The following is a 21,779-nucleotide window of genomic DNA, read 5'->3' as shown; positions in this document are numbered from 1 at the left end:
CTCGGTGACCAGACGTGTCACCGAGGCCGCCGGTCTGCCGGTGGTGCCCGGTCGAGGTCAGGCGCGGTCGAGGCGGTCCAGGATCCAGGCGTTGATGAAGGCTTCCTCCCGCCAGGCGTCGTAGCGCCCGCTGGGCCCGCCGTGGCCGGCCTCCATCTCGGTCTTGAGCAGGTAGTCGCCCTGCGGTGCGGTGGCCCGCAGCCGGGCGATCCACTTCGCCGGCTCGTGGTAGAGCACCCGGGTGTCGTTGAGGCTGGTCATCGCGAGGATCGCCGGGTATTCCAGCGGGGCGACGTTCTCGTACGGCGTGTACGACTTCATGTAGGCGTACACCTCCGGGTCGGCCAGCGGGTTGCCCCACTCCTCCCATTCGGTGACGGTCAGCGGCAGCGACGGGTCGAGGATCGTGTTGAGCGCGTCCACGAACGGCACCTGCGCGACGATGCCGGCGAAGGCGTCCGGTGCGAGGTTGGCCACCGCGCCCATCAGCAGGCCACCGGCCGAGCCGCCCCGGGCGACCAGCCGGTCCGGAGCCGTCCAGCCGGCCTTCGCCAGGTGCCGGGCGCAGGCGACGAAGTCGGTGAAGGTGTTCTTCTTGGCCAGCATCTTGCCGTGGTCGTACCAGCGGCGGCCCAGTTCGCCGCCGCCACGGATGTGGGCCACCGCGAAGACCACCCCACGGTCCAGCAGGGACAGCCGGCCGACCGAGAACCAGGGGTCCATGCTGGCCTCGTACGATCCGTAGCCGTAAAGGACGCAGGGCGCGGAGCCGTCGCGTGGGGTACCCCGTCGGTAGACCAGCGAGATCGGCACCCGCGTGCCGTCGTCGGCCAGCGCCCACTCCCGCTGCTGCTCGTAGTCCTCCGGCTGGTAGGCCCGCCCGTCCGGCCCGGGCAGCACCGGCCGGCGCCGCAGCAGCGTCAGCTCGCGGGTCGCCACGTCGTAGTCGTACACCGAGTCGGGGATGATCAACGAGGTGTAGCGCAGCCGTAGTCGGTTCGTGCGGTATTCGGGGTTGGCGTCCAGGCCGACGGTGTGCAGCGGCTCGGGAAACTCGATGTCGTTGCCGTCGCCGCCGTCGAGCGGCAGCACCCGCAGACCGGTCAGGCCGTTGCTGCGCAGGGTGACGACCAGGTGGTCGGCGAAGGCGTCCACCGACTCCAGCCGGGTGCCGGGGGAATGGTCGATCAGTGGCACCCAGTCGCCCGGCGCGTCCACCGAGGTGTACGCCAGGGCGAAGTCCTCGGCGCCGTCGTTGTGCAGGATCAGGAACCGGTGTCCGTGGTGCTCCACCGAGTACTCGACGCCCTGCCGGCGCGGCGCGATCACCGCCGGCTCGCCGGTCGGGTTGTCGGCCGGGATGACCCGTACCTCGCTGGTCAGCTTGCTGGCGATGTCGATCAGGATGAACCGCTCCGAGCGGGTCAGCTCGACCCCGACCCAGAACCGTTCGTCGTCCTCGGCGTGCACCACCACGTCGTCGGTGGCGGCCGTGCCGACCAGGTGCCGCCAGACCCGGTGCGGTCGCCACGCCTCGTCCACGGTCACGTAGAACAGCGCGGTGGCGTCGGCCGACCAGGCGGTGCCGTAGAAGGTGCCGGGAATCTCGTCGGCCAGCAGATCGCCGCTGGCGAGGTCCTTGATCCGCAGGGTGAACCGCTCGTCGCCGGAGAAGTCCGTGGAGTACGCCAGGAAACGCCCGTCGGGGCTGACGTCGAACGCGCCCAGCGAGAAGAAGTCGTGTCCCTCGGCGAGCAGGTTGCCGTCGAGCAGGATCTCCTCGCCGTCCAGTGGGGCGCCGTCGGTGCTGATCGGGGGCGCGGTCTCGCCGTCGCGGACCGCCCGGCGACAGTGCACGCCGTACTGCTGGCCCTCGACGGTGCGGGTGTAGTACCAGTGCTCGCCCTTGCGGGTCGGCACCGACAGGTCGGTCTCCTGGGTACGCCGCCGGATCTCCTCGAACAACTCGGTACGCAGCCCGGACAGGTGCGCTGTTCGCCGTTCGGTCCAGGCGTTTTCGGCGTTGAGGTAGTCGATGGTTTCCGGATCGTCCTTGGCGGCCAGCCAGGCGTACTCGTCGACGACGGTGTCGCCGTGGTGGAGGCGTTCGGTCGGTACCCGCTTCGCCACGGGTACGGGGGTCTCGGTGGTCACGGCGCCACGTTACCGGCCCTGCTGGTCTCCGGGGCGATGCAAATGCCTTCCGAATAGTTCGAACACATGTACGATCGCGGCATGGTGCCAGCACGTACCACCGGCGCGTCCGGTGCCCTCGACATCACCCACCGACTGATCGAGATCTGTGGTCCGCGCTTCGCCCGGTTCGCCGGACCGGCCGACGAGGTGGCCGGCCGCGCCGCCCGTTGGGTGGCGGTCCCGGGTGGCGCCCACGCGGCGGCCCAGGTGCTCCAGTTGGCCGCTCGACACGACCTGACCGTGGTGCCGCGCGGCGCCGGCACCAAGATCGACTGGGGTGCGCCGCCCGAGCGGGTCGACATCATGCTCGACACCGGGCGACTGGCCGGCATCGGGCATCAGTCACCCGGTCCGGGCACGGCCGAGGTCGGCGCTGGCACGCCCTTGCGCGCGGTGCAGGCCACCCTGGAACGCACCGGTCAGCGGCTCGCGGTGGACGCGCCCTCGCCCGGTGCCACCGTGGGTGGGGTGCTCGCCGCCGACGAGGCCGGCCCGCTGCGGCACCGGCACGGCACCGCCTGCGACCAACTCGTCGGCCTGCGTTACCTGGCCGCCGACGGCGAGTTGACCGAGGCCGACGGCGGGGCGTCCGGGCTGGCTCAGGCGCGGCTGCTGTGCGGCTCGGAGGGGGCGCTCGGCGTACTGGTCAGCGCGACCCTGCGGGTGCAGCCCATGCCCGCCAGCCGGGTCTGGGTGACCCGGCCGGTGTGGACCCCGCTCGAGGTGCACGACCTGATCCGGGCGGTGCTCGCCGCCCGCCTCGATCCGGCCGCGATCGAGCTCGACCTGCCGGCCGGCGCGGGACCCCGGCCGCAGTGGGACCGCCGGGCCGCCGCGATGGCTCGCCATCCGTCCATGACCGGTCGGGCAGCGGCCGGCCCGGCGGGCGCCGGTTGCCTGGTGGTGTTGCTGGAGGGTGGGCCCTCCGACGTGGCGGAGCGCAGCGACCGGCTGGTGTCGCTGCTCGGCGCCCGCGCGACGGTGGCCCGGTCGGCCCCGTCCTGGTGGCGCAGCTATCCGTTCGCGCCCGGCGACACCGCGTTGCGGCTGGAGGTGCCCATCACCGATCTGCACGCGGCGGTGTACGCACTGCGCGACGCCGCCGGGGCGCCCATCCCGGTTCGCGGCTCGGCCGGTCTCGGTGTGGTGCATGCCGCCCTGCCCGGCGCGCTGCCGCCCGACCGGGTGGCGGCGATCCTGGCCGCCGTCCGCAGCGTGCTGCTCGCCCGACAGGGCCGATGCGTGGTGCTCGCCGCGCCACCCGCCGTCCGGCGGGCCGTCGACCTCTGGGGCGAGCTGGCCGGCCTGGCCCGGCTCCGCGCGGTCAAGCAGCACCTCGACCCCGCCCACCGGCTCGCCCCCGGCCGCCTTCCCGGCGGCCTCTGACCCGCCCGGCGCTCAGGCGGCGGATCGGAGCGGGTCACACGGCGGTGTCGTTACGCAGGACGAGGATGGCGATGTCGTCGCGGGGCTCCTCCACCGAGAAGTTGATCGCGGTGGAGCGTAGCCGGGCCGCCACCACATCCGCCGGGTAACCGGCGAGCGGGGTGGCCGCGTCGCGCAGCCGGCTGGTCCCGAAAAGCTCCCGGCCCCGGCGGCGCTCGGTCACCCCGTCGGTGTAGAAGACCAGGCAGTCGCCTGGGCCCAGGTTGATCTCCGACGTCGGGGAGCTGATTCTGTCGAGCAGACCGAGCGCGGTACCGCCGGTGCCGACGAAGCTGGCCGGGCCGCCGCCGGAGCGTAGCAGCAACGGCCGGTCGTGCCCGGCCAGATGCAGCCCGACACCGAGCCGGTCGCCCTCGCCGGGGCCGACCACGGCCAGCGCCAGCGTGCAGTAGCGGCCGGAGCCCCGTTCGACAAGCGTCTCGTTCAGCCGGGACAGCAACTCGGGCAGCGGTTTCCCGTCTCCGGCCAGTACCCGGATCACGTCCCGAACCAGCCCGGTCACCGCGGCGGCCTGCACCCCCTTGCCGGAGACGTCGCCGATCACCACCAGCCAGCGCCCATCCGGCAGCGGCACCACGTCGTAGAAGTCGCCGCCGACGTCGGCGTCTCCGCCGGTCGGCACGTACTCGGCGGCGAAGCCGATGCCCTCCACCGGCGGCAGCACCGGGGGCAGCAGCGACTGTTGCAGAGTCTGGGCTATGCGTCGGCGTTCCGCGTGGATCCGGGCGTTCTCGATGGCCAGGGCCGCCCGCCGGGCCACGTCCTCCAGCACCGCGATCTCGTCCGGGTCATGCCGGTGCCGCTGGTGTCGTCCGACCGCCAGGGTGCCGAGGCGCTGGCCCCGGGCGATCAGCGGTACGGCGAAACCCTCCATCGGCGCGCCCAGCGGTGTCTGGGTGCCGTTGCGGCTGGCCTCCCGCAGCCGGGCCTGGATCGAGTCGGGACCGGCCTCCCGCAGGGTGGCGTGCAACTGCGGCAGCATCGCCTCGTCCGCGTGACTGGCGGCGGCGAGGCGGAGCCGACCCCACTCGTCGGTGGTGTGCACCGCGCACCACTGACCGAGCCGGGGCACCACCAGCTGCGGGATGAGCGCCATGGTCAGCTCGACGTCCAGCGACTGGGCGAGCAGTTCGCTGGCCTCGGCGAGGAAGGTGAGCCAGGCCTGCCGGCGTACGTCGGCGCGGCGCAGCCGGTCGTTCTCCAGGTGCAGCGAGAGCCGTTCGGCGGTCAGCACCGCCAGCGGACGGGCGTACGCGGTGGGCGCGGCGTCCAGTTCCAGCTCCCCGGCGTACGGGCGATGCACCGCCAACGGCACCCGGAGCAGATCGTTGCCGGCCCGGGGCTGCCGGCCGTAGCGGGCGAGCACCTGGGTGCCCTGCCCGTCGCCACGATCCAGCCGCACCACACCTCCGGCGGCACCGACCATCTCCGCCACCCGGGTGAGCAGGTTGCTGGCGAAATCGGGCAGTGGATCCTCGGCGTACGGGTCCGGGGTGGTCTGCATCAGAGTGCTCATCGCCCCGGCGCTGGGAGCGGCGTTCTGTCCGGCGCCGTCCGGGTCGCTGGCCGGCACCGTGGACCCGTCCGGCTGCCGCCCGTCGGGGCTGCGCCGGTCCAGCCGGAACCACACGCCCTTCCCGGTGGGCAGGTACGTGGTGCCCCAGCGGCTGGCGAAGTGATCGACGAGCAGCAGTCCTCGCCCGCGTTCGGCGACCTCGGTGATGTCCGTCGCCACGTTGCGTACGCCGACCGTCAGGTCGTCCACGGGGCCGGAGGCGAAGTCGGACACGGTCACGGTCAGGCCCGCCCGATCGGCGGTCACCTCGACGTCCAACTCGGTGCGGGCGTGCTCGACGGCGTTGGTGGACAGCTCCGTGGTCAGCAGAAGTGCCTCGTTGAGCAGTTCGTCCAGGTTCGCCTCGGCGAGGACGGACCGCACGACCGCCCGCGCGGCTGCCGGGGTACGACGGTCGGCGGGCAGCCGGACCCGTCGTACATGATCGTCTGGGCCTCTGGTCGCCGCGGGCCCCGCCTCCGCTGACACCCTCGTATCCTCCACCGACACCCGGCCAGTGCCAAGCCGATCAGGTGCCGGGTCCGCATCCGTGGCGGCGGTGCGCCGTGGCGGTTTCGAGGTCACGGGGACAATGATGGGGTGGCCGGCGCAAGCCGGTGGACCCCGAGGTGAGCGAGGAATGATGACCACGGCGAAACAGTCGGTGACCGCCGAGATCAGCGTCGCCGACCACGAGGCGGTCCTCACCGAGCTGGCGGAGGCGTTGCGGCGGGTCCGCGGCGGTGACCTCAAGGTCAGGCTGCCCCGGCGCTCGGGCGCGGCCGGTGAAGTGGCGGATGCCTTCAACGACGTGGTGTCGCTCCAGGAGCGGCAGCATCTGGATCTGCGGCGGATCAGCCGGATCGTCGGTCGGGACGGCCGGCTGACCGAGCGGCTGGACGAAGAGGGCTTGGACGGCTCGTGGGCGGAAGGCCAGCGGGCCGTCAACTCGTTGATCGACGACCTGGGCCGGCCCACCACCGAGATCGCCCGGGTCATCGTCGCGGTCGCCGACGGCGACCTCTCCCAGCACATGGCGCTGGAGATCGACGGCCGTCCGCTGCGGGGCGAGTACCTGCGGATCGGCCGCACGGTCAACACCATGGTCGACCAGCTCTCGTCCTTCTCCAACGAGGTGACCCGGGTGGCCCGGGAGGTGGGCACCGAGGGCAAACTCGGCGGCCAGGCCGACGTACGCGGCGTCGCCGGCACCTGGAAGGACCTCACCGACTCGGTGAACACCATGGCGTCGAACCTCACCGGGCAGGTGCGGTCGATCTCCCAGGTGGCCACGGCGGTGGCGAAGGGTGACCTGAGCCAGAAGATCACGGTGAGTGCCCGGGGTGAGGTCGCCGAGCTGGCCGACACCATGAACTCGCTGACCGACACCCTGCGGCTCTTCGCCGAGCAGGTGACCCGGGTGGCCCGTGAGGTGGGCACCGAGGGCAAGCTCGGCGGTCAGGCCGAGGTGCCCAACGTGGCCGGCACCTGGAAGGACCTGACCGACAGCGTCAACTCGATGGCGTCCAACCTGACCGCCCAGGTGCGCAACATCGCCCAGGTGTCCACGGCGGTCGCCCGGGGCGACCTGTCGCAGAAGATCACCGTGGCGGCGCAGGGGGAGATCCTCGAACTCAAGGACACCGTCAACACGATGGTGGACCAGTTGTCGTCGTTCGCCGACGAGGTGACCCGGGTGGCCCGTGAGGTGGGCACCGAGGGCAAGCTCGGCGGCCAGGCCCAGGTGCGCGGCGTCTCCGGCACCTGGCGGGACCTGACCGAGAACGTCAACCAGCTCGCCGGCAACCTGACCAGCCAGGTCCGCAACATCTCCCAGGTGTCCACGGCGGTGGCCAAGGGCGACCTGTCGCAGAAGATCACCGTGGATGCCCGGGGCGAGATCCTCGAACTCAAGGACACCGTCAACACGATGGTGGACCAGTTGTCGTCGTTCGCCGACGAGGTGACCCGGGTGGCCCGTGAGGTGGGCACGGAGGGCAAGCTCGGCGGTCAGGCCCAGGTGAAGGGGGTCTCGGGCACCTGGCGGGACCTGACCGACAACGTGAACTCGATGGCGTCGAACCTGACCAGTCAGGTCCGCAACATCGCCTCGGTCACCACCGCCGTGGCCAAGGGCGACCTGTCCCAGAAGATCACTGTGGACGCCCGGGGCGAGATCCTGGAGTTGAAGAACACCGTCAACACGATGGTGGACCAGTTGTCGTCGTTCGCCGACGAGGTGACCCGGGTCGCGCGGGAGGTGGGTACCGAGGGCAAGCTCGGCGGTCAGGCCCAGGTGCGCGGAGTGGCCGGCACCTGGCGGGACCTCACGGACAACGTGAACTCGATGGCGTCGAACCTGACCAGTCAGGTCCGCAACATCGCGCAGGTGTCCACGGCGGTGGCCAAGGGTGACCTGTCGCAGAAGATCACGGTGGACGCGCAGGGCGAGATCCTGGAGTTGAAGAACACCGTCAACACGATGGTGGACCAGTTGTCCTCGTTCGCCGACGAGGTGACCCGGGTGGCCCGGGAGGTGGGTACCGAGGGCAAGCTCGGCGGTCAGGCCCAGGTGAAGGGGGTTTCCGGCACCTGGCGGGACCTGACCGACAACGTGAACTCGATGGCGTCGAACCTGACCAGCCAGGTCCGCAACATCGCCTCGGTCACCACCGCGGTCGCGAACGGCGACCTGTCCCAGAAGATCACCGTGGACGCGCAGGGCGAGATCCTGGAGCTGAAGAACACCGTCAACACGATGGTGGACCAGCTGTCCTCGTTCGCCGACGAGGTCACCCGGGTCGCGCGCGAGGTCGGCATCGAGGGCAAGTTGGGTGGTCAGGCCCAGGTGAAGGGGGTCTCCGGCACCTGGCGGGACCTGACCGAGAACGTCAACCAGCTCGCCTCCACCCTGACCACCCAGTTGCGGGCGATCGCCCGCGTCTCCACGTCGGTGACCCGGGGCGACCTGACCCAGCGGATCGCGGTCAAGGCGCAGGGCGAGGTCGCCGAGCTGAAAGACAACATCAACCAGATGATCGTCACCCTGCGGGAGACCACCCACAAGAACGCCGAGCAGGGCTGGCTCGACTCCAACCTGGCCCGCATCGGTGGACTGCTGCAGGGCCAGCGTGACCTCGGCGAGGTCTGCCGGATGATCATGATGGAGGTGACCCCGTTGGTCGACGCGCAGCTCGGCGCGTTCTTCCTGGCGGACAACTCCGAGGGAGTGATGCGGCTGCGGCTGACCGCCTCGTACGGCTACGTGTCCCGGGGCCACGACGTCACCTTCGGGCCCGGCGAGGGACTGGTCGGGCAGACCGCGCTCTCCCGCCGTACGATCCGGGTCGGCGCCGTGCCGGACGGCCGGATCACGCTCCGTTCCGGGCTGGCCGACACCCCACCGGCCGACCTGGTCGTGCTGCCGGTCCTGTTCGAGGGCGAACTGCTCGGCGTGATCGAGTTCGCCAGCGTGACCCCGTTCTCCGAGCTGCACCTGTCCTTCCTGGAGCGGCTGGTCGCCACCATCGGCATCGCGGTCAACACCATCCAGGCCAACCGGCGTACCGAGGAACTGCTCGCCCAGTCGCAGCGGCTGGCCCACGAGTTGCAGGAACAGTCGGCGGAGTTGCAGCGCACCAACGCCGAACTGGAGGAGAAGGCGACCCTGCTGTCCGAGCAGAAGGGCAACATCGAGACCAAGAACCGGGAGATCGAACTGGCCCGGCTCGGTCTGGAGGAGAAGGCGCAGCAGCTCACCCGGGCCTCGGCGTACAAGTCGGAGTTCCTGGCGAACATGAGCCACGAACTGCGTACGCCGCTGAACTCCCTGTTGTTGCTGGCCCGGTTGCTCGCGGAGAACTCGGAGCAGAACCTCAGCCCGAAGCAGATCGAGTTCGCCCGGACCATCCACAGCGCCGGATCCGACCTGTTGCGGCTCATCGACGACATCCTCGACCTGTCCAAGATCGAGGCTGGGCGGATGGACGTGGAACCGACCGAGATCCGGTTCGCGGAGATCCGCAACTACGTCGAGCAGGCCTTCGCCCCGCAGGCCGAGGAGAAGGGCCTGGACTTCCAGGTACGGGTGGGCAAGGACCTGCCGCCCGCGGTGGTCACCGACGCCCAGCGACTCCAACAGATCCTGCGCAACCTGCTGTCCAACGCGGTCAAGTTCACCGACAACGGTGCGGTGACGCTGCGCATCTCCCGTGCCCCGGAGAACGTGGTCTTCGACGTACCGGCGCTGATCAACGCCCGACAGGTGATCGCCTTCACGGTGATCGACACCGGGATAGGCATCTCCGACGACAAGCTGTCACTGATCTTCGAGGCGTTCCAGCAGGCGGACGGCACCACCAGTCGCCGCTACGGCGGTACCGGGCTGGGATTGTCCATCAGCCGGGACCTGGCCCGGCTGATCGGGGGCACGATCACCGTCAGTTCGGCACCCGGCCAGGGTTCGACGTTCACCCTCTACCTGCCCGAGGTGCTCGCGCCCGACGCCGTGGTGGCGCCGGCACCACCGTCGCCGCAGCGGGCCGGCCTGCCGTCGTCGCTGCTGATGCCACCGGTGGAACTGCTGCCGCAGCCGGAGGTACCGAAGACCCGCCAGTTGGACGGCGCCACCGTGCTGATCGTCGACGACGACGTGCGCAACGTGTTCGCGCTGACCAGTGCGCTGGAGCTGCACGGCATGACGGTGCTCTACGCCGACAACGGCAGTGACGGCGTACGCCTGCTGGCCGAACATCCGGAGGTCGACATCGTGCTGATGGACGCCATGATGCCGGACCAGGACGGGTACGAGACGACCCGACAGATCCGGCGTAACCACCGGTTCGCGGACCTGCCGATCGTGTTCCTGACCGCGAAGGCGATGCCCGGCGACCGGGAGTCGGCGATCGCGGCGGGGGCGAGTGACTACATCACCAAGCCGGTCGACCTGGACGAGCTGATCGAGTTGATGGGCTCCTGGATCAGTGGCAGCCGTACCGAGGAGGGCTCGTGACGCAGGTGGCGAAGGCGCTACTGGTCGATGACCGCCGGGAGAACCTGATGGCCCTGGAGGCGATCCTCCAGGGGCTGCCGGTGCAGTCGGTCGCGGTGGAGAGCGGCGAGGCCGCGCTCAAGCAACTGTTGGTCGACGACTTCGCGGTGATCCTGCTGGACGCGCAGATGCCGGACATGGACGGCTTCGAGACGGCCAGCCACATCAAGCGGCGGGAGCGTACCCGGCACGTACCGATCATCTTCCTGACCGCCGCCGATCGGGATGCGCAGCTGGCGTTGCGCGGCTACGCCGTCGGCGCGGTGGACTACCTGACCAAGCCCTTCGACCCCTGGGTGCTGCGGGCGAAGGTGTCCGTCTTCGTGGAGTTGTGGACCAAGACCCGCCAGTTGGCCGCCCAGTCGGAGACGGTGCGCGAACGCGACGCCCAGTGGCGCCTGCTCACCGACGCCGTCGACGAGGCCACCACCCTGCTTCGTACCGCCGACCGAAACCCCGACGCAGTCCCCCAGGCCCTAGCCACCCTGGAACAAGCCCGCTGGGGCCCCACCCCCGACTAGATCCTGTCTAGCGGATCTTGTTGGTCGGGACGGCGGATAGGCCGATCGAAGTTCGACGAGTCGAGCAAGGCGAGCATGTCGTACCTGGCCGCCTGGCCGCCTGGCCGCGCCAGTGCGTGCGCCGTTGAGGCCGCGCCCGTCCTGGCGGCGTTGCTCGTCCACGCCGCGCTCCAACCACGCTGGTCGGCCGCCCTCTCCTCGTCGCGGATCTTGGTACGAGATGGCCCCCATGGAGGCCGTTTCGTACCAAGATCCGCGAGACACAACCTAACCCCCACCCCACCCCCCGCCGCCCCACCCCTACCGCCCCGCGATCTTGCACTTTGTGTCGCACCAAGTCGGCACAAATGCCGCATATGGGCGACACAAAGTGCAAGATCGCGTGGGCGTGGGCGTGGGCGTGGGCGTGGGCGTGGGTTAGGTGGTGGGGGCGTCGTTGCGGATCATCAGGGCGCTGCGGAGGCCGGTGATGTCCAGGACGCGGAGCAGGAACTCGCCGACGTTGGTCAGGACGAGCAGGCTCTGGGCGTGGCTGGCCTTGCGGCTGAGAACGACCAGCGTGCCGAGGCCCTGGGAGTCGCAGAAGGTGACCCCGCCCAGGTCGAGCACGATCCGGGGCGGCGGCTCGGCGAGAACCTCATTCACGACGGTCGACAGCTGGGCGGCCGTGAGCATGTCGATCTCACCAGCGAGGCGGAGCACAGCTTCGTCGCCCGTCCGGTGTACGGTGATGGACAGTTCGGCACGATCCACCGGGTCAGCCTATCGCGATCTCGAACCTCTGGCCTGTTGAGGCGAGCCGGCTCGACCCAGCGTGCCGCAGGTGAGCCTGGTAACCCCGATCCGGGGTGCCTGCCGACCCTCCGGTCGACGCTGACACAATGGCGGCATCGTGACCGAGGTGATTTCCGCCGGATCCGACCGCTACCCGGTCGACGCGCCGGCCTCAGCGGCCCTGTTCGACCGCGCTTGCGCCATCGTGCCGGGCGGGGTGAATTCCCCCGTGCGTGCCTTCCGGGCGGTCGGTGGCACCCCCCGCTTCATGGTCCGTGGCGAGGGCCCCTGGCTGCACGACGCCGACGGGCGGCGCTACGTCGACCTGGTCTGCTCGTGGGGCCCGTTGATTCTCGGCCACGCTCACCCCGAGGTGGTCGCGGCGGTCCAGGCCGCCGCCGCCAACGGCACCAGCTTCGGTACGCCGACCCCCGGTGAGGTCGAGTTGGCGGCCGAGATCGTCGAGCGCACCCCGGTCGAGCAGGTCCGGCTGGTCAACTCGGGCACCGAGGCGACCATGTCGGCGATCCGGCTGGCCCGGGGTTACACCGGTCGCTCGAAGATCATCAAGTTCGCCGGCTGCTACCACGGGCACGTGGACGCGCTGCTCGCCGCCGCCGGCTCCGGCGTGGCCACCCTCGGCCTGCCCGACTCGCCCGGCGTCACCGGCGCCGCGGCCAGCGAGACCATCGTGCTGCCGTACAACGATCTCGCCGCGGTCGAGGAGGCGTTCGCCGCCGAAGGCCAGCACATCGCCGCCGTGATCACCGAGGCGGCGCCGGGCAACATGGGCGTGATCGCCCCCCGGGACGGCTTCAACGAGCAGTTGGCCCGGATCGCGCACGCGCACGGCGCACTGCTCATCATCGACGAGGTGATGACCGGCTTCCGGGTGTCCCGCTCCGGCTGGCACGGCCTCGACCCGGTCGACGCGGACCTGTGGACGTACGGCAAGGTCATGGGTGGTGGGCTGCCCGCCGCGGCGTTCGGCGGACGCGCGGAGATCATGTCGCGGCTGGCCCCGGCCGGCCCGGTGTACCAGGCCGGCACCCTCTCCGGTAACCCCCTCGCGTGCGCGGCCGGCCTCACCACGCTGCGGCTCGCCGACGAGGCGCTCTACCGCAAGCTGGACGACACCGCCGCCGTCGTGGGCAAGCTCGCCGCCGACGCGCTGGCCGCCGCCGGGGTCCCGCATCGGCTGTCGTACGCGGGCAGCATGTTCTCGATCTTCTTCACCGACGCCGACGTGCTCGACTACGACAGCGCCCGCACCCAGCAGGTGCCCGCGTTCAAGGCGTTCTTCCACGCGATGCTCGCCGCCGGGGTGTACCTCCCGCCGAGCGCGTTCGAATCCTGGTTCGTCTCGGCGGCGATCGACGACGTCGCCCTGGAACAGATCGCCGCCGCCCTGCCGGCGGCGGCCAACGCAGCGGCAGCGGCGGGTACAGGGGGGTAGCGGTGAGCGCGAGGAGTGAGCCGGTTTTGCGAGCCCCGCAGTCGCGAACTAAGGGGGCACAGCGGTGAGCGCGAGGAGTGAGCCGGTTCTGCGAGCCCCGCAGTCGCGAACTAAGGGGGCACAGCGGTGAGCGCGAGGAGTGAGCCGGTTTTGCGAGCCCCGCAGTCGCGAACTAAGGGGGCACAGCGGTGAGCAAGACGGTGGTCCACGTGCTTCGGCACGGTGAGGTACACAACCCGGACGGCATCCTCTACGGCCGGCTGCCCGGGTTCCGCCTCAGCGAACTGGGTGTCCAGATGGCCAAGGCCGCCGCGCAGGGGCTCGCCGACCGGGAGGTCGTGCACGTCGTGGCCAGCCCGCTGGAGCGCGCCCAGCAGACCGCCGAACCGATCGCCGCCCAGTTCGGGCTGCCCGTCGGGGTGGACGAGCGGCTGATCGAGAGCGCCAACTGGTTCGAGGGCAAGCGGGTCTCGCCCGGCGACGGCTCGTTCCGCGACCCGCGCAACTGGTGGGTGCTCCGCGACCCGGTCACCCCCTCCTGGGGCGAGGCGTACCGGGTGATCGCCGAGCGGATGTTCGCCGCCCTGCACGCCGCCCGGGTCGCCGCCGAGGGCCGCGAGGCCGTGCTGGTCTCCCACCAACTGCCGATCTGGACGCTGCGCCGGCACGTCGAACGCAAGCGGCTCTGGCACGACCCGCGCCGCCGCCAGTGCTCGTTGGCCTCGCTGACCACCTTCCACTTCGACGGGGCAAAAATCGTCGGCATCGGGTACTCCGAACCGGCCGCGCACCTGGTGGCGATGTCGCCGACCGCGCGGACGGCCAAGGGAGCCTGAGATGGCCGTCCGCGGATGGGCCCTGGGCCTGCTCGCCGTGACCGTCGCGGCGGCCCTGACCGGCTGCACCGGCGACGGGCGCGAGGCGGCCTGCGACAGTGCCGGCGGCATCGTCGAGTGCAGCGCGGAGCAACGCTCCGGCGCCCCCAGCATCGCCGGTGAACTGCTTGCGGGCGGTTCCTACGACGTGGCCGGCCAGCGTGGACAGGTGGTCGTGGTCAACTTCTGGGGCTCCTGGTGTGCGCCCTGCCGGGCGGAAGCCGACGACCTCGAAGGCACCTACCAGGCGACCAAGGAGTCCGGGGTCACCTTCCTCGGCATCAACGTGCAGGACAGCCGGGACAAGGCGATCGCCTTCGAGGAGGCGTACGGGGTCAGCTACCCGAGCATCTTCGACCCGGGCAGCCGGCTGGCCCTGGCCATGGACATCCCGCCGAACACCATTCCGGCCACCGTCGTGCTCGACCGGGAGGGCCGGATCGCCGTGGTGATCCGGGCGGCGGTCCGGCAGGACGGTCTGCAACCCATCGTCGAGCGGATCGCCGCGGAGTCGCCCGCGACGGCCGGCCCACGCTGATGGGCGAGACGTTCCGGCAGCTCGCCCTGTCGGGTCCGCTGCTGCTCGCGGTGGGCGCGGCGGCCCTGGCCGGGCTGGTCAGCTTCCTGTCCCCCTGCGTGCTCCCGCTGATGCCCGGCTACCTGTCGTACGTCACCGGCCTCGCCGGCACCGACCTCGAAGGCCGAAGTGAAAGGAAGGGCCCCCCGTTAACGCCTCCGGTAGAGGAGGGGGCCCTTGTTAACACCTCCGGCTCGGCCGGCGAAGCGAACGGCGTCGACGCGACGGCGGGCGGCGCTGGCGTTGGCACCGTGCTGCGGGAGGAAGCGCCCAAGGTCGGCGTCGCGGTGAAGGGGCGGATGCTCGCCGGGACGCTGCTCTTCGTCGCCGGCTTCACCGTCGTCTTCGTCTCCACCGCGATCATGTTCAGCACCATCGGCCGGGTCTTCTTCGACTACAAGCGGCCGCTGGAGATCGTCATCGGCGGGCTCGTCGTGCTGCTCGGCCTGGGCTACCTCGGTGTGCTGCCCGGTCTCCAGCGTGAACTGCGGATCAACCGGCTGCCCTCCGCCGGCCTGCTCGGCGCGCCCGTACTCGGCGCGGTGTTCGCGCTGACCTGGGTGCCGTGCACCGGGCCGACCCTGGCCGCGGTGCTCGGCATGGCCGCCACCAGCGGGCAGACCGACCGGGCGGTGGTGCTGGCCGTGGCGTACTGCCTCGGGCTGGGGATCCCGTTCGTCGTCTTCGGGCTGGGCTTCAATCGGCTGCTCGGGGTGTTCCGCGCGATCCGGCGTAACAGCCGCTGGGTCACCCGGATCGGCGGCGTCCTACTGATCATGATCGGCCTGGCGCTGGTCACCGGCGGCTGGACCAACGTGGTGATCTGGTTGCAGACCACCATTGGGGTGGGCGATTTCCAGGTGAGCATCTGATGACCGCTGTGGACGAGCGGCCGGCGGCACCGGCCGAGGCGCCGCGGCGCCGCCCCAACCCGCTGCTCGCCCTGGCGCGCAACTCGTGGCGGCAGCTGACCAGCATGCGTACCGCGCTGGTGTTGCTCTTCCTGCTCGCGGTCGCCGCCATCCCCGGCTCGGTGCTGCCACAGCGTGGCGTCAACCCGGAGGACGTACGCGACTTCTTCACCGCGTACCCCGAACTGGCGCCGTGGCTGGACCGGATCGGTGCGTTCGAGGCGTTCAGCTCGGTCTGGTTCTCCGCGATCTACCTGCTGCTGTTCACCTCGCTGATCGGGTGCATCACGCCCCGGCTGGTCGACCACGTCCGGGCGCTGCGGGCCCGGCCGCCGGCCGTACCGAAGCGGCTCGGTCGGCTGCCGCAGCACGCGGTGGTGCCCGCGCCCGACGGTGGCGTGGCGGCGATCGCCGAGACGCTGCGGCGTCGGCGGTGGCGGGTGGTGGTCCGGGGCGACGAGGTCTCCGCCGAGAAGGGCTACCTCAAGGAGACCGGCAACCTGATCTTCCACGCCTCGATGGTGCTGCTGCTGGTCGGCGTCGCGCTCGGCTCGTGGTACGGCTGGCACGGCAACCGGCTGCTCGTCGCCGGCGCGGACCACGTCTTCTGCAACACCCGCCAGCAGTACGCCGAGGCGAAGCTCGGCCCGCGCGTCGGCGACGACCTGCCCCGGTTCTGCATGCAACTGGACGAGTTCGACGCCCGCTTCCTGCCGACCGGCCAGCCGTCGTTCTACAACGCGAAGGTGACCGTGGACGAGAACGGCGGCGCACCCCGCGCGGCGGAGTTCTCGGTCAACTCGCCGCTGCGCCTCGACGGCGCCAACGTCTACCTGCTCGGGCACGGGTACGCCCCGGTGATCCGCTACACCGATCGGTTCGGCCGCAGCGCGACCAGCGCCGTACCGTTTCTCAGCAACGGTGACATCGGGCTGACCAGCGAAGGGCTGGCCGCCTTCCCGGACGCCAACGTCGACCCGGAGACCGGCGAGCGGAACCGGGACCTACAGGTGGCCTTCGACGGCCTGTACCTGCCGACCGCCCCGCAACAGCCCCCGTTCACCCGTTCCGAGCACCCGACCGAGCAGAACCCGCTGCTCGGCCTGGTGGCCTATCGGGGCAACCTGGGCCTGGACGCCGGCATCCCGGGCTCGGTGTACCAGCTCGACCAGCGCCAGGTGCGTAACGGCCGGCTCACCGAGATCGGTACGAAGGAACTGCGGCCCGGGGAGAGCTGGACCCTCGACGACGGCAGCAAGGTCGAGTTTCTGGGCTCCGAGTCGTACATCGTGCTTTCCGTGCGCTACGACCCGGGCACGAACCTGCTGCTGATCAGCTCGGTCGGCCTGGTGCTGGGGCTGATGGGATCGCTGTTCGTCCGGCGTCGACGGGTCTTCGTCCGGCTGTTGCCGGCGGGTACGGTCGACCCCGCCAGTGGATCTCCGACGAGCGGTAGTAGTTTGGTCGAGGTGGGTGGCCTGCCCCGTACCGAACATCCCGGCTTCGCCGACGAGTTCGCCCAACTGGTGGCGGCGCTGCGCGACGACCGGCCGGCGGTCGAGGCCGAAGCCGCCCCCGGCGCGCGAGAAGGAGCCGAGTGATGTCCGTACTCTCCGACCAGGTGGTGTCGTTCACGGCACTGGTGTACCTGCTGGCGATGATCAGCCATGCGGTCGAGTACGCCCTCGGCAACTCGCGGGCCAGGGCCGTGGCGGCACCCGCCCGCGAGCTGGTCGGTGCGGCGGTCGGTGCCGGTGCCGTCGCGGTGGCCGAGCGGGACGCCACCGCTCCCGCCGTCAGCGGGGCCGAGCGCACCGCGCGGCGGGCCGAGCTGGCCGGCCGGATCGGGGTCGGGTTGACCGCGCTGGGCGCGGCGTTGCACCTGGTCGGGCTGGTCACGCGCGGTCTCGCCGCCGACCGGATGCCCTGGGGCAACATGTACGAGTTCGTGCTCACGGTCTCGTTCATCGGCGTCGCCGCCTGGCTGGTGGTGCTGGTGAAGGTGCCGTCGCTGCGCCGGCTCGGACTGTTCCTGACCCTGGTGATGGTGCTGCTGGTGGCCACCGCCGAGTTGGTGCTCTACACGCCGATCGTGCCGCTGGTGCCGGCGCTCAACTCGTACTGGTTCATCGTGCACGTGTCGACCATCGTCTTCGCCTCGGGGCTGTTCCTGCTCGGCGTGGTGCCGGCGGCGGCGTACCTGATGCGGGCCGGGTACGAGCAGGGCAAGCGCAGTTTCCCGTACACCCTGGCGAAGCGGCTGCCGGAGGCGGCCAGCCTGGAGCGACTCACCTTCGTACTGCACGCCTTCTCGTTCCCGATCTTCACCTTCGCGGTGATCGCCGGGGCGATCTGGGCCGAGGCGGCCTGGGGCCGGCCGTGGGGCTGGGACCCGAAGGAGACCTGGGCCTTCATCTCCTGGGTGGTGTACGCCGGGTACCTGCACGCTCGGGCGACGCCGAGCGTGAAGCGCAACGTGGCCGCCTGGCTGGCCATCCTCGGCTTCCTGACGGTGCTGATGAACCTCTTCGGGGTGAACATCTTCTTCGAGGGCCTGCACTCCTACGGCGGCCTCTGACCTGGATTGGCCCGGGTGGCTGGGCACGGTTTTCCCGCGCTTCACCGTTTCGCTGGAGTGGCGGTAGCCGAGCCCACCCGATACCGCCAGCTCACCGGAACGGTGTTGATCTCGGGTCGAGGTGTCGGCCGCCGCGTGGGTGTTCCGGTCGATCAGGTCCGGAGGAAGGGCAGCAGCAGGGCGGTGAGTTCGGCCGGTTGCTCCTCGAAGAGCCAGTGGCCGCTGTCCTCGACCACCTCGCTGGTCACCGCGTTGGCGTACCGGCTGACCTGGTCGGACACCTGACGGCCGAGGCTCGCCTGGGCGCCGATGGCGAGCACCGGCATGGCCAGCTTCGACTTCCGGTACTCGGCGTTGTCGGCGACGTCCTGCCCGAACGCGCGGAAGCACTCGAAGCTCGCCCGCAGGTGCGCCTCGTCGCGCAGGGGCCGGGCGTACTCCTCGACGTCCGCCGCGTCCAGGCTGCCCTTGCGGATCATCAGTGAGTCGGTGAACCGGTCGACCCAGAGTGCCTCGCGGCCGGCGACGAGCTGCTCCGGCAGCCCGTTGGTCAGGCTGAAGAAGCCGAAGTTCCACACCGCCGGGCCGGCGGCCGTCAGCGCCGGGAACGTGTAGATGCTCTCGTCGGGGATGGGCGCCTCGCTGAGCACCAGCCGGGTCACCCGGTCCGGGTGAGCAGCGGCGTACGCGTACGCGACCATGGTCCCGACGTCGTGGCCGACCAGCCGGAGGTCGCGGTCCAGGCCCAGGCCGGTGAGCAGCCCGTGCAGGTCGGCGGCGAGGGTCTTCTTGTCGTAGCCGTCGGGCGGGGCGTCGCTGCCGCCGAAGCCCCGCAGGTCCGGCGCGATCACCTCGTACGACCGGCCCAGCTCCGGCAGCACGTGCCGCCACATGTACCAGGACTGCGGGTACCCGTGCAGCAGCACCAGCGTGGGGCCGCTGCCACCCCGGACGTAGTTCAGAGCCACGTCGCCGACCTGCGTCCGCTGCTCGGCGAAGCCCGCCGGGATCCGTCCGTCACCCATCGTCGCCCCCCTGGTCGGCGGCTCGACTACCCGGCCGAACCGGCTTCATGCCGCAGCGTGTTAACAAGGGGCCCCTGCTCTACCGGAGGCGTTAATAAGGTGCCCTTCCTTTCAATGTCACAGCACCCGGCGTGGGCACGTCGAAGGCGGGTAGGACAGACTTGCGGGCATGGCGGCTCGTGGGTTCCCGTACACCGATCTGAAGGACTTCCTGGCGGCGCTGGAGCGCGAGGGTGAGCTACGCCGCGTCGGCGTGCCGGTCGACCCGACGCTGGAGATCAGCGAAGTCGTCACCCGGACGGTCCGGGCGGACGGGCCGGCGCTGCTCTTCGAGCGGCCCACCCGGGGCGAGATGCCGGTGGCGATCAACCTGTTCGGCACCGAGAAGCGCACCGCGATGGCGCTCGGCGTCGAGTCGCTGGACGAGATCGGCAACCGGATCGGGGAGATGCTCAAGCCGGAACTGCCGGTGGGCTTCTCCGGCATGATGGGCGGCCTGGGCAAGGTGATGCAGCTCAAGTCGATGCCGCCGAAGAAGGTCAAGACCGCCCCCTGCCAACAGGTGATCTACCGGGGTGACGACGTCGACCTGAACCGGCTGCCCGGACTCCAGGTCTGGCCGGGCGACGGCGGGATCTTCCACAACTTCGGGCTGACCCACACCAAGCACCCGGAGACCGGCAAGCGCAACCTCGGGTTGTACCGGCTCCAGCAGCACAGCCACAACACCCTCGGCATGCACTGGCAGATCCACAAGAACTCCACCGCGCACCACGCCGTGGCCGAGCGGCTCGGCCAGCGGCTGCCGGTCGCCATCGCCATCGGCTGCGACCCGGTGGTCAGCTACGCGTCGAGCGCGCCGCTTCCCGCCGACATCGACGAATACCTGTTCGCCGGGTTCCTGCGCGGCGAGCGGGTGGAGATGGTCGACTGCCTGACCGTGCCGTTGCAGGTGCCGGCGCACGCCCAGGTGGTGCTGGAGGGCTACCTGGAGCCGGGCGAGCGCCTGCCGGAGGGGCCGTTCGGCGACCACACCGGCTTCTACACCCCGGTCGAGCCGTTCCCGGTGCTGCACGTCGAGGCGATGACCATGCAGCGTGACCCGGTGTACCACTCGATCGTCACCTCGAAGCCACCGCAGGAGGACCACGGCCTCGGCAAGGCCACCGAGCGGATCTTCGCGCCGCTGCTGCGCTTCCTCATCCCGGACATCGTCGACTACGACCTGCCGGCGGCCGGGGTCTTCCACAACTGCGCGATCGTGTCGATCCGTAAGCGGTACCCGAAGCACGCGCAGAAGGTGATGAACGCGATCTGGGGGGCACACATGATGTCCCTGACCAAGCTGATCGTGATCGTCGACGAGGACTGCGACGTGCACGACTACCGGGAGGTGGCGTTCCGCGCCTTCGGTAACGTCGACTACGCCCGGGACCTGCTGCTCACCGAGGGCCCGGTCGACCACCTCGACCACTCCTCGTACCAGCAGTTCTGGGGCGGCAAGGCCGGCATCGACGCCACCCGCAAACTCCCCAGCGAGGGTTACACCCGAGGCTGGCCCGAGGAGATGACGATGGCTCCCGAGGTCGTCTCGCTTGTCGACAAACGCTGGAAGGAGTACGGCATCTGATGGCGACCCCCGCCTCCGCCGCCGACAACCCCCGCGATCTTGCAGTTTCGGTCGCGGATTCGTCCGCTTCGCCCAGCTCTGTCCCGACGGAAAGTGCAAGATCGCGGGGGCGGGTGAAGGCGTTCCTCAGGCTCGTGGCGATCGAGCATTCGGTGTTCGCGTTGCCGTTCGCGTACCTGTCGGCGTTGACCGCCATGAATGTGAACGGGGGGCGGGTCTCGTGGGTCGATCTGCTGCTGATCACGGTGGCGATGGTGGGGGCACGGACGTTCGCGATGGCGGCGAACCGGATCCTCGACCGGCGGATCGACGCGCGTAATCCGCGTACCGCCAACCGGGAACTGGTGACCGGGGCGGTCAGCCTGCGGACGGCCTGGACCGGCGCGGGCGTGGCGCTGGTGGTCTTCCTGGCCGCCGCCGCCCTGCTCAACCCGCTCTGCCTGGTGTTGGCGCCACTGGCGGTGGTGCCGCTGGTCGTCTACCCGTACGGCAAGCGGTTCACCAACTGGCCGCACGCGATCCTGGGCGTGGCCCAGATGGTCGGGCCGGTCGGCGCCTGGCTCGCGGTGACCGGCACCTTCGCCGGCAGCGGCCCGGCCTGGCTGCTCGGTGCCGCCGTCGGCCTCTGGATCGGTGGCTTCGACCTGATCTACGCCTGCCAGGACGCCGAGGTGGACCGGCAGATCGGGGTGCACAGTGTGCCGGCCCGGTACGGGCTGCGGTTCGCGCTGCACGCCTCCACCGTCGCGCACGTGGTGACGTTCGCGCTGTTCCTCTGGTTCGGCGCGCTGGTCGGCTTCGGCTGGCTCTGGTGGATCGGACTGGCGCTGACCGCGGTCGCCTTCGGCTACCAGCACCTGGTGGTCAAGCCGACCGACCTGAGCCGGGTCAACCGGGCGTTCTTCACCGCCAACGGCTTCGTGGGTATCGCCCTGTTCGTCTTCGCCCTGCTCGACCTGGTGATCCGGCTGGGTCTGCGCCCCTGACCGCGACCGCGCCGCAGGTACGCGCGGCGCCGGTTCGAGTGTTAGGAGGGGGCCCTTTTACTACCAGAGGCGTTATTGAGCCGTAATTCAAACAGGTTGTGATCGTTGTCCTTGTATGGGTGTTACGGTACGGGATGCACGGCGGCTTTCCCCGCAGGCACAAGAGGATCTGCGTCGTCGGGCGGTCGCGGCGGTCAAG

15 protein-coding genes are annotated in these 21,779 nt (G+C 70.5%); 11 read left to right on the top strand and 4 right to left on the bottom strand.

Features of this window, described 5'->3' with window-relative positions; translation table 11 throughout:
• Positions 1-57: 57 nt before the first annotated feature.
• On the bottom strand, positions 58-2,154 hold the full coding sequence (locus tag E0H26_RS20975) for a S9 family peptidase (RefSeq protein ID WP_131306364.1): 2,097 nt from the start codon (positions 2,152-2,154) through the stop codon (positions 58-60).
• Positions 2,155-2,235: 81 nt separating this feature from the next.
• On the opposite strand from E0H26_RS20975, the gene E0H26_RS20970 reads away from it, so the two are divergent.
• Positions 2,236-3,582 (top strand): FAD-binding oxidoreductase, encoded by a 1,347-nt coding sequence (locus tag E0H26_RS20970; protein ID WP_240742286.1) that lies wholly within the window; start codon positions 2,236-2,238, stop codon positions 3,580-3,582.
• A 34-nt stretch (positions 3,583-3,616) separates the two neighbouring features.
• On the opposite strand, the gene E0H26_RS20965 is transcribed toward E0H26_RS20970, so the two are convergent.
• Positions 3,617-5,686 carry a SpoIIE family protein phosphatase gene (locus E0H26_RS20965; RefSeq protein WP_131306360.1) on the bottom strand — a complete coding sequence of 690 codons (2,070 nt, stop codon included), beginning with the start codon at positions 5,684-5,686 and terminating at the stop codon, positions 3,617-3,619.
• Between the two features lie 154 nt (positions 5,687-5,840).
• On the opposite strand from E0H26_RS20965, the gene E0H26_RS20960 reads away from it, so the two are divergent.
• Positions 5,841-10,208, top strand: coding sequence for a hybrid sensor histidine kinase/response regulator (locus tag E0H26_RS20960; protein ID WP_131306358.1), 4,368 nt, complete (start codon positions 5,841-5,843; stop codon positions 10,206-10,208).
• Positions 10,205-10,768 (top strand): response regulator, encoded by a 564-nt coding sequence (locus E0H26_RS20955; RefSeq protein ID WP_131306356.1) that lies wholly within the window; start codon positions 10,205-10,207, stop codon positions 10,766-10,768. Before E0H26_RS20960 ends, E0H26_RS20955 begins: the two co-directional genes overlap by 4 nt.
• Positions 10,769-11,185: 417 nt before the next feature.
• On the opposite strand, the gene E0H26_RS20950 is transcribed toward E0H26_RS20955, so the two are convergent.
• Positions 11,186-11,521, bottom strand: coding sequence for an STAS domain-containing protein (locus E0H26_RS20950; RefSeq protein ID WP_131306354.1), 336 nt, complete (start codon positions 11,519-11,521; stop codon positions 11,186-11,188).
• A 139-nt stretch (positions 11,522-11,660) separates the two neighbouring features.
• Between E0H26_RS20950 and hemL the strand changes: the two genes are divergently transcribed.
• The 6 genes from hemL (at position 11,661) to ccsB (ending at position 17,939) form a co-directional block, all read left to right on the top strand.
• Positions 11,661-12,998: a glutamate-1-semialdehyde 2,1-aminomutase gene (hemL, locus tag E0H26_RS20945; RefSeq protein ID WP_131306352.1), complete on the top strand. Its 1,338-nt coding sequence runs from the start codon at positions 11,661-11,663 to the stop codon at positions 12,996-12,998.
• Positions 12,999-13,186: 188 nt separating this feature from the next.
• A complete protein-coding gene (locus E0H26_RS20940; RefSeq protein ID WP_131306350.1) occupies positions 13,187-13,834 on the top strand; it encodes a histidine phosphatase family protein in 648 nt (215 codons plus the stop codon).
• Between the two features lies 1 nt (position 13,835).
• Positions 13,836-14,411, top strand: coding sequence for a TlpA family protein disulfide reductase (locus tag E0H26_RS20935; protein ID WP_131306348.1), 576 nt, complete (start codon positions 13,836-13,838; stop codon positions 14,409-14,411).
• A complete protein-coding gene (locus E0H26_RS20930; protein ID WP_131306346.1) occupies positions 14,411-15,322 on the top strand; it encodes a cytochrome c biogenesis CcdA family protein in 912 nt (303 codons plus the stop codon). Before E0H26_RS20935 ends, E0H26_RS20930 begins: the two co-directional genes overlap by 1 nt.
• Positions 15,322-16,962 carry a cytochrome c biogenesis protein ResB gene (locus E0H26_RS20925; RefSeq protein WP_131306344.1) on the top strand — a complete coding sequence of 547 codons (1,641 nt, stop codon included), beginning with the start codon at positions 15,322-15,324 and terminating at the stop codon, positions 16,960-16,962. Before E0H26_RS20930 ends, E0H26_RS20925 begins: the two co-directional genes overlap by 1 nt.
• Positions 16,962-17,939, top strand: coding sequence for a c-type cytochrome biogenesis protein CcsB (gene ccsB, locus E0H26_RS20920; RefSeq protein WP_131306342.1), 978 nt, complete (start codon positions 16,962-16,964; stop codon positions 17,937-17,939). Before E0H26_RS20925 ends, ccsB begins: the two co-directional genes overlap by 1 nt.
• A gap of 152 nt (positions 17,940-18,091) precedes the next feature.
• Here the strand turns inward: ccsB and E0H26_RS20915 are convergent, their stop codons facing one another.
• On the bottom strand, positions 18,092-18,964 hold the full coding sequence (locus E0H26_RS20915; protein WP_131306340.1) for an alpha/beta fold hydrolase: 873 nt from the start codon (positions 18,962-18,964) through the stop codon (positions 18,092-18,094).
• A gap of 169 nt (positions 18,965-19,133) precedes the next feature.
• Between E0H26_RS20915 and E0H26_RS20910 the strand changes: the two genes are divergently transcribed.
• Together E0H26_RS20910 and mqnP are read left to right on the top strand one after the other, a co-directional pair.
• Complete coding sequence (locus E0H26_RS20910) at positions 19,134-20,594, top strand: menaquinone biosynthesis decarboxylase (protein WP_131306338.1); 1,461 nt, start codon at positions 19,134-19,136, stop codon at positions 20,592-20,594.
• The gene (gene mqnP / locus E0H26_RS20905) at positions 20,594-21,580 is read left to right on the top strand and encodes a menaquinone biosynthesis prenyltransferase MqnP (RefSeq protein WP_131306336.1); all 987 of its coding nucleotides are present in this window, start codon (positions 20,594-20,596) and stop codon (positions 21,578-21,580) included. Before E0H26_RS20910 ends, mqnP begins: the two co-directional genes overlap by 1 nt.
• Positions 21,581-21,779 lie beyond the last annotated feature (199 nt).

It is taken from the genome of Micromonospora zingiberis, from assembly GCF_004331455.1.
Taxonomy (GTDB): Bacteria; Actinomycetota; Actinomycetes; order Mycobacteriales; family Micromonosporaceae; genus Micromonospora; species Micromonospora zingiberis.
The sequence above is the reverse complement of the archived record's forward strand: the minus strand, read 5'-3'. Positions and strand labels throughout refer to the sequence as shown.

Coding starts and splice junctions, on each gene's coding strand:
- E0H26_RS20935 (WP_131306348.1), top strand. CDS start 13,836: ATGGCCGTCCGCGGATGGGCCCTGGGCCTGCTCGCCGTGACCGTCGCG.
- E0H26_RS20970 (WP_240742286.1), top strand. CDS start 2,236: ATGGTGCCAGCACGTACCACCGGCGCGTCCGGTGCCCTCGACATCACC.
- E0H26_RS20925 (WP_131306344.1), top strand. CDS start 15,322: ATGACCGCTGTGGACGAGCGGCCGGCGGCACCGGCCGAGGCGCCGCGG.
- E0H26_RS20960 (WP_131306358.1), top strand. CDS start 5,841: ATGACCACGGCGAAACAGTCGGTGACCGCCGAGATCAGCGTCGCCGAC.
- mqnP (WP_131306336.1), top strand. CDS start 20,594: ATGGCGACCCCCGCCTCCGCCGCCGACAACCCCCGCGATCTTGCAGTT.
- E0H26_RS20910 (WP_131306338.1), top strand. CDS start 19,134: ATGGCGGCTCGTGGGTTCCCGTACACCGATCTGAAGGACTTCCTGGCG.
- ccsB (WP_131306342.1), top strand. CDS start 16,962: ATGTCCGTACTCTCCGACCAGGTGGTGTCGTTCACGGCACTGGTGTAC.
- E0H26_RS20930 (WP_131306346.1), top strand. CDS start 14,411: ATGGGCGAGACGTTCCGGCAGCTCGCCCTGTCGGGTCCGCTGCTGCTC.
- E0H26_RS20915 (WP_131306340.1), bottom strand. CDS start 18,964: ATGGGTGACGGACGGATCCCGGCGGGCTTCGCCGAGCAGCGGACGCAG.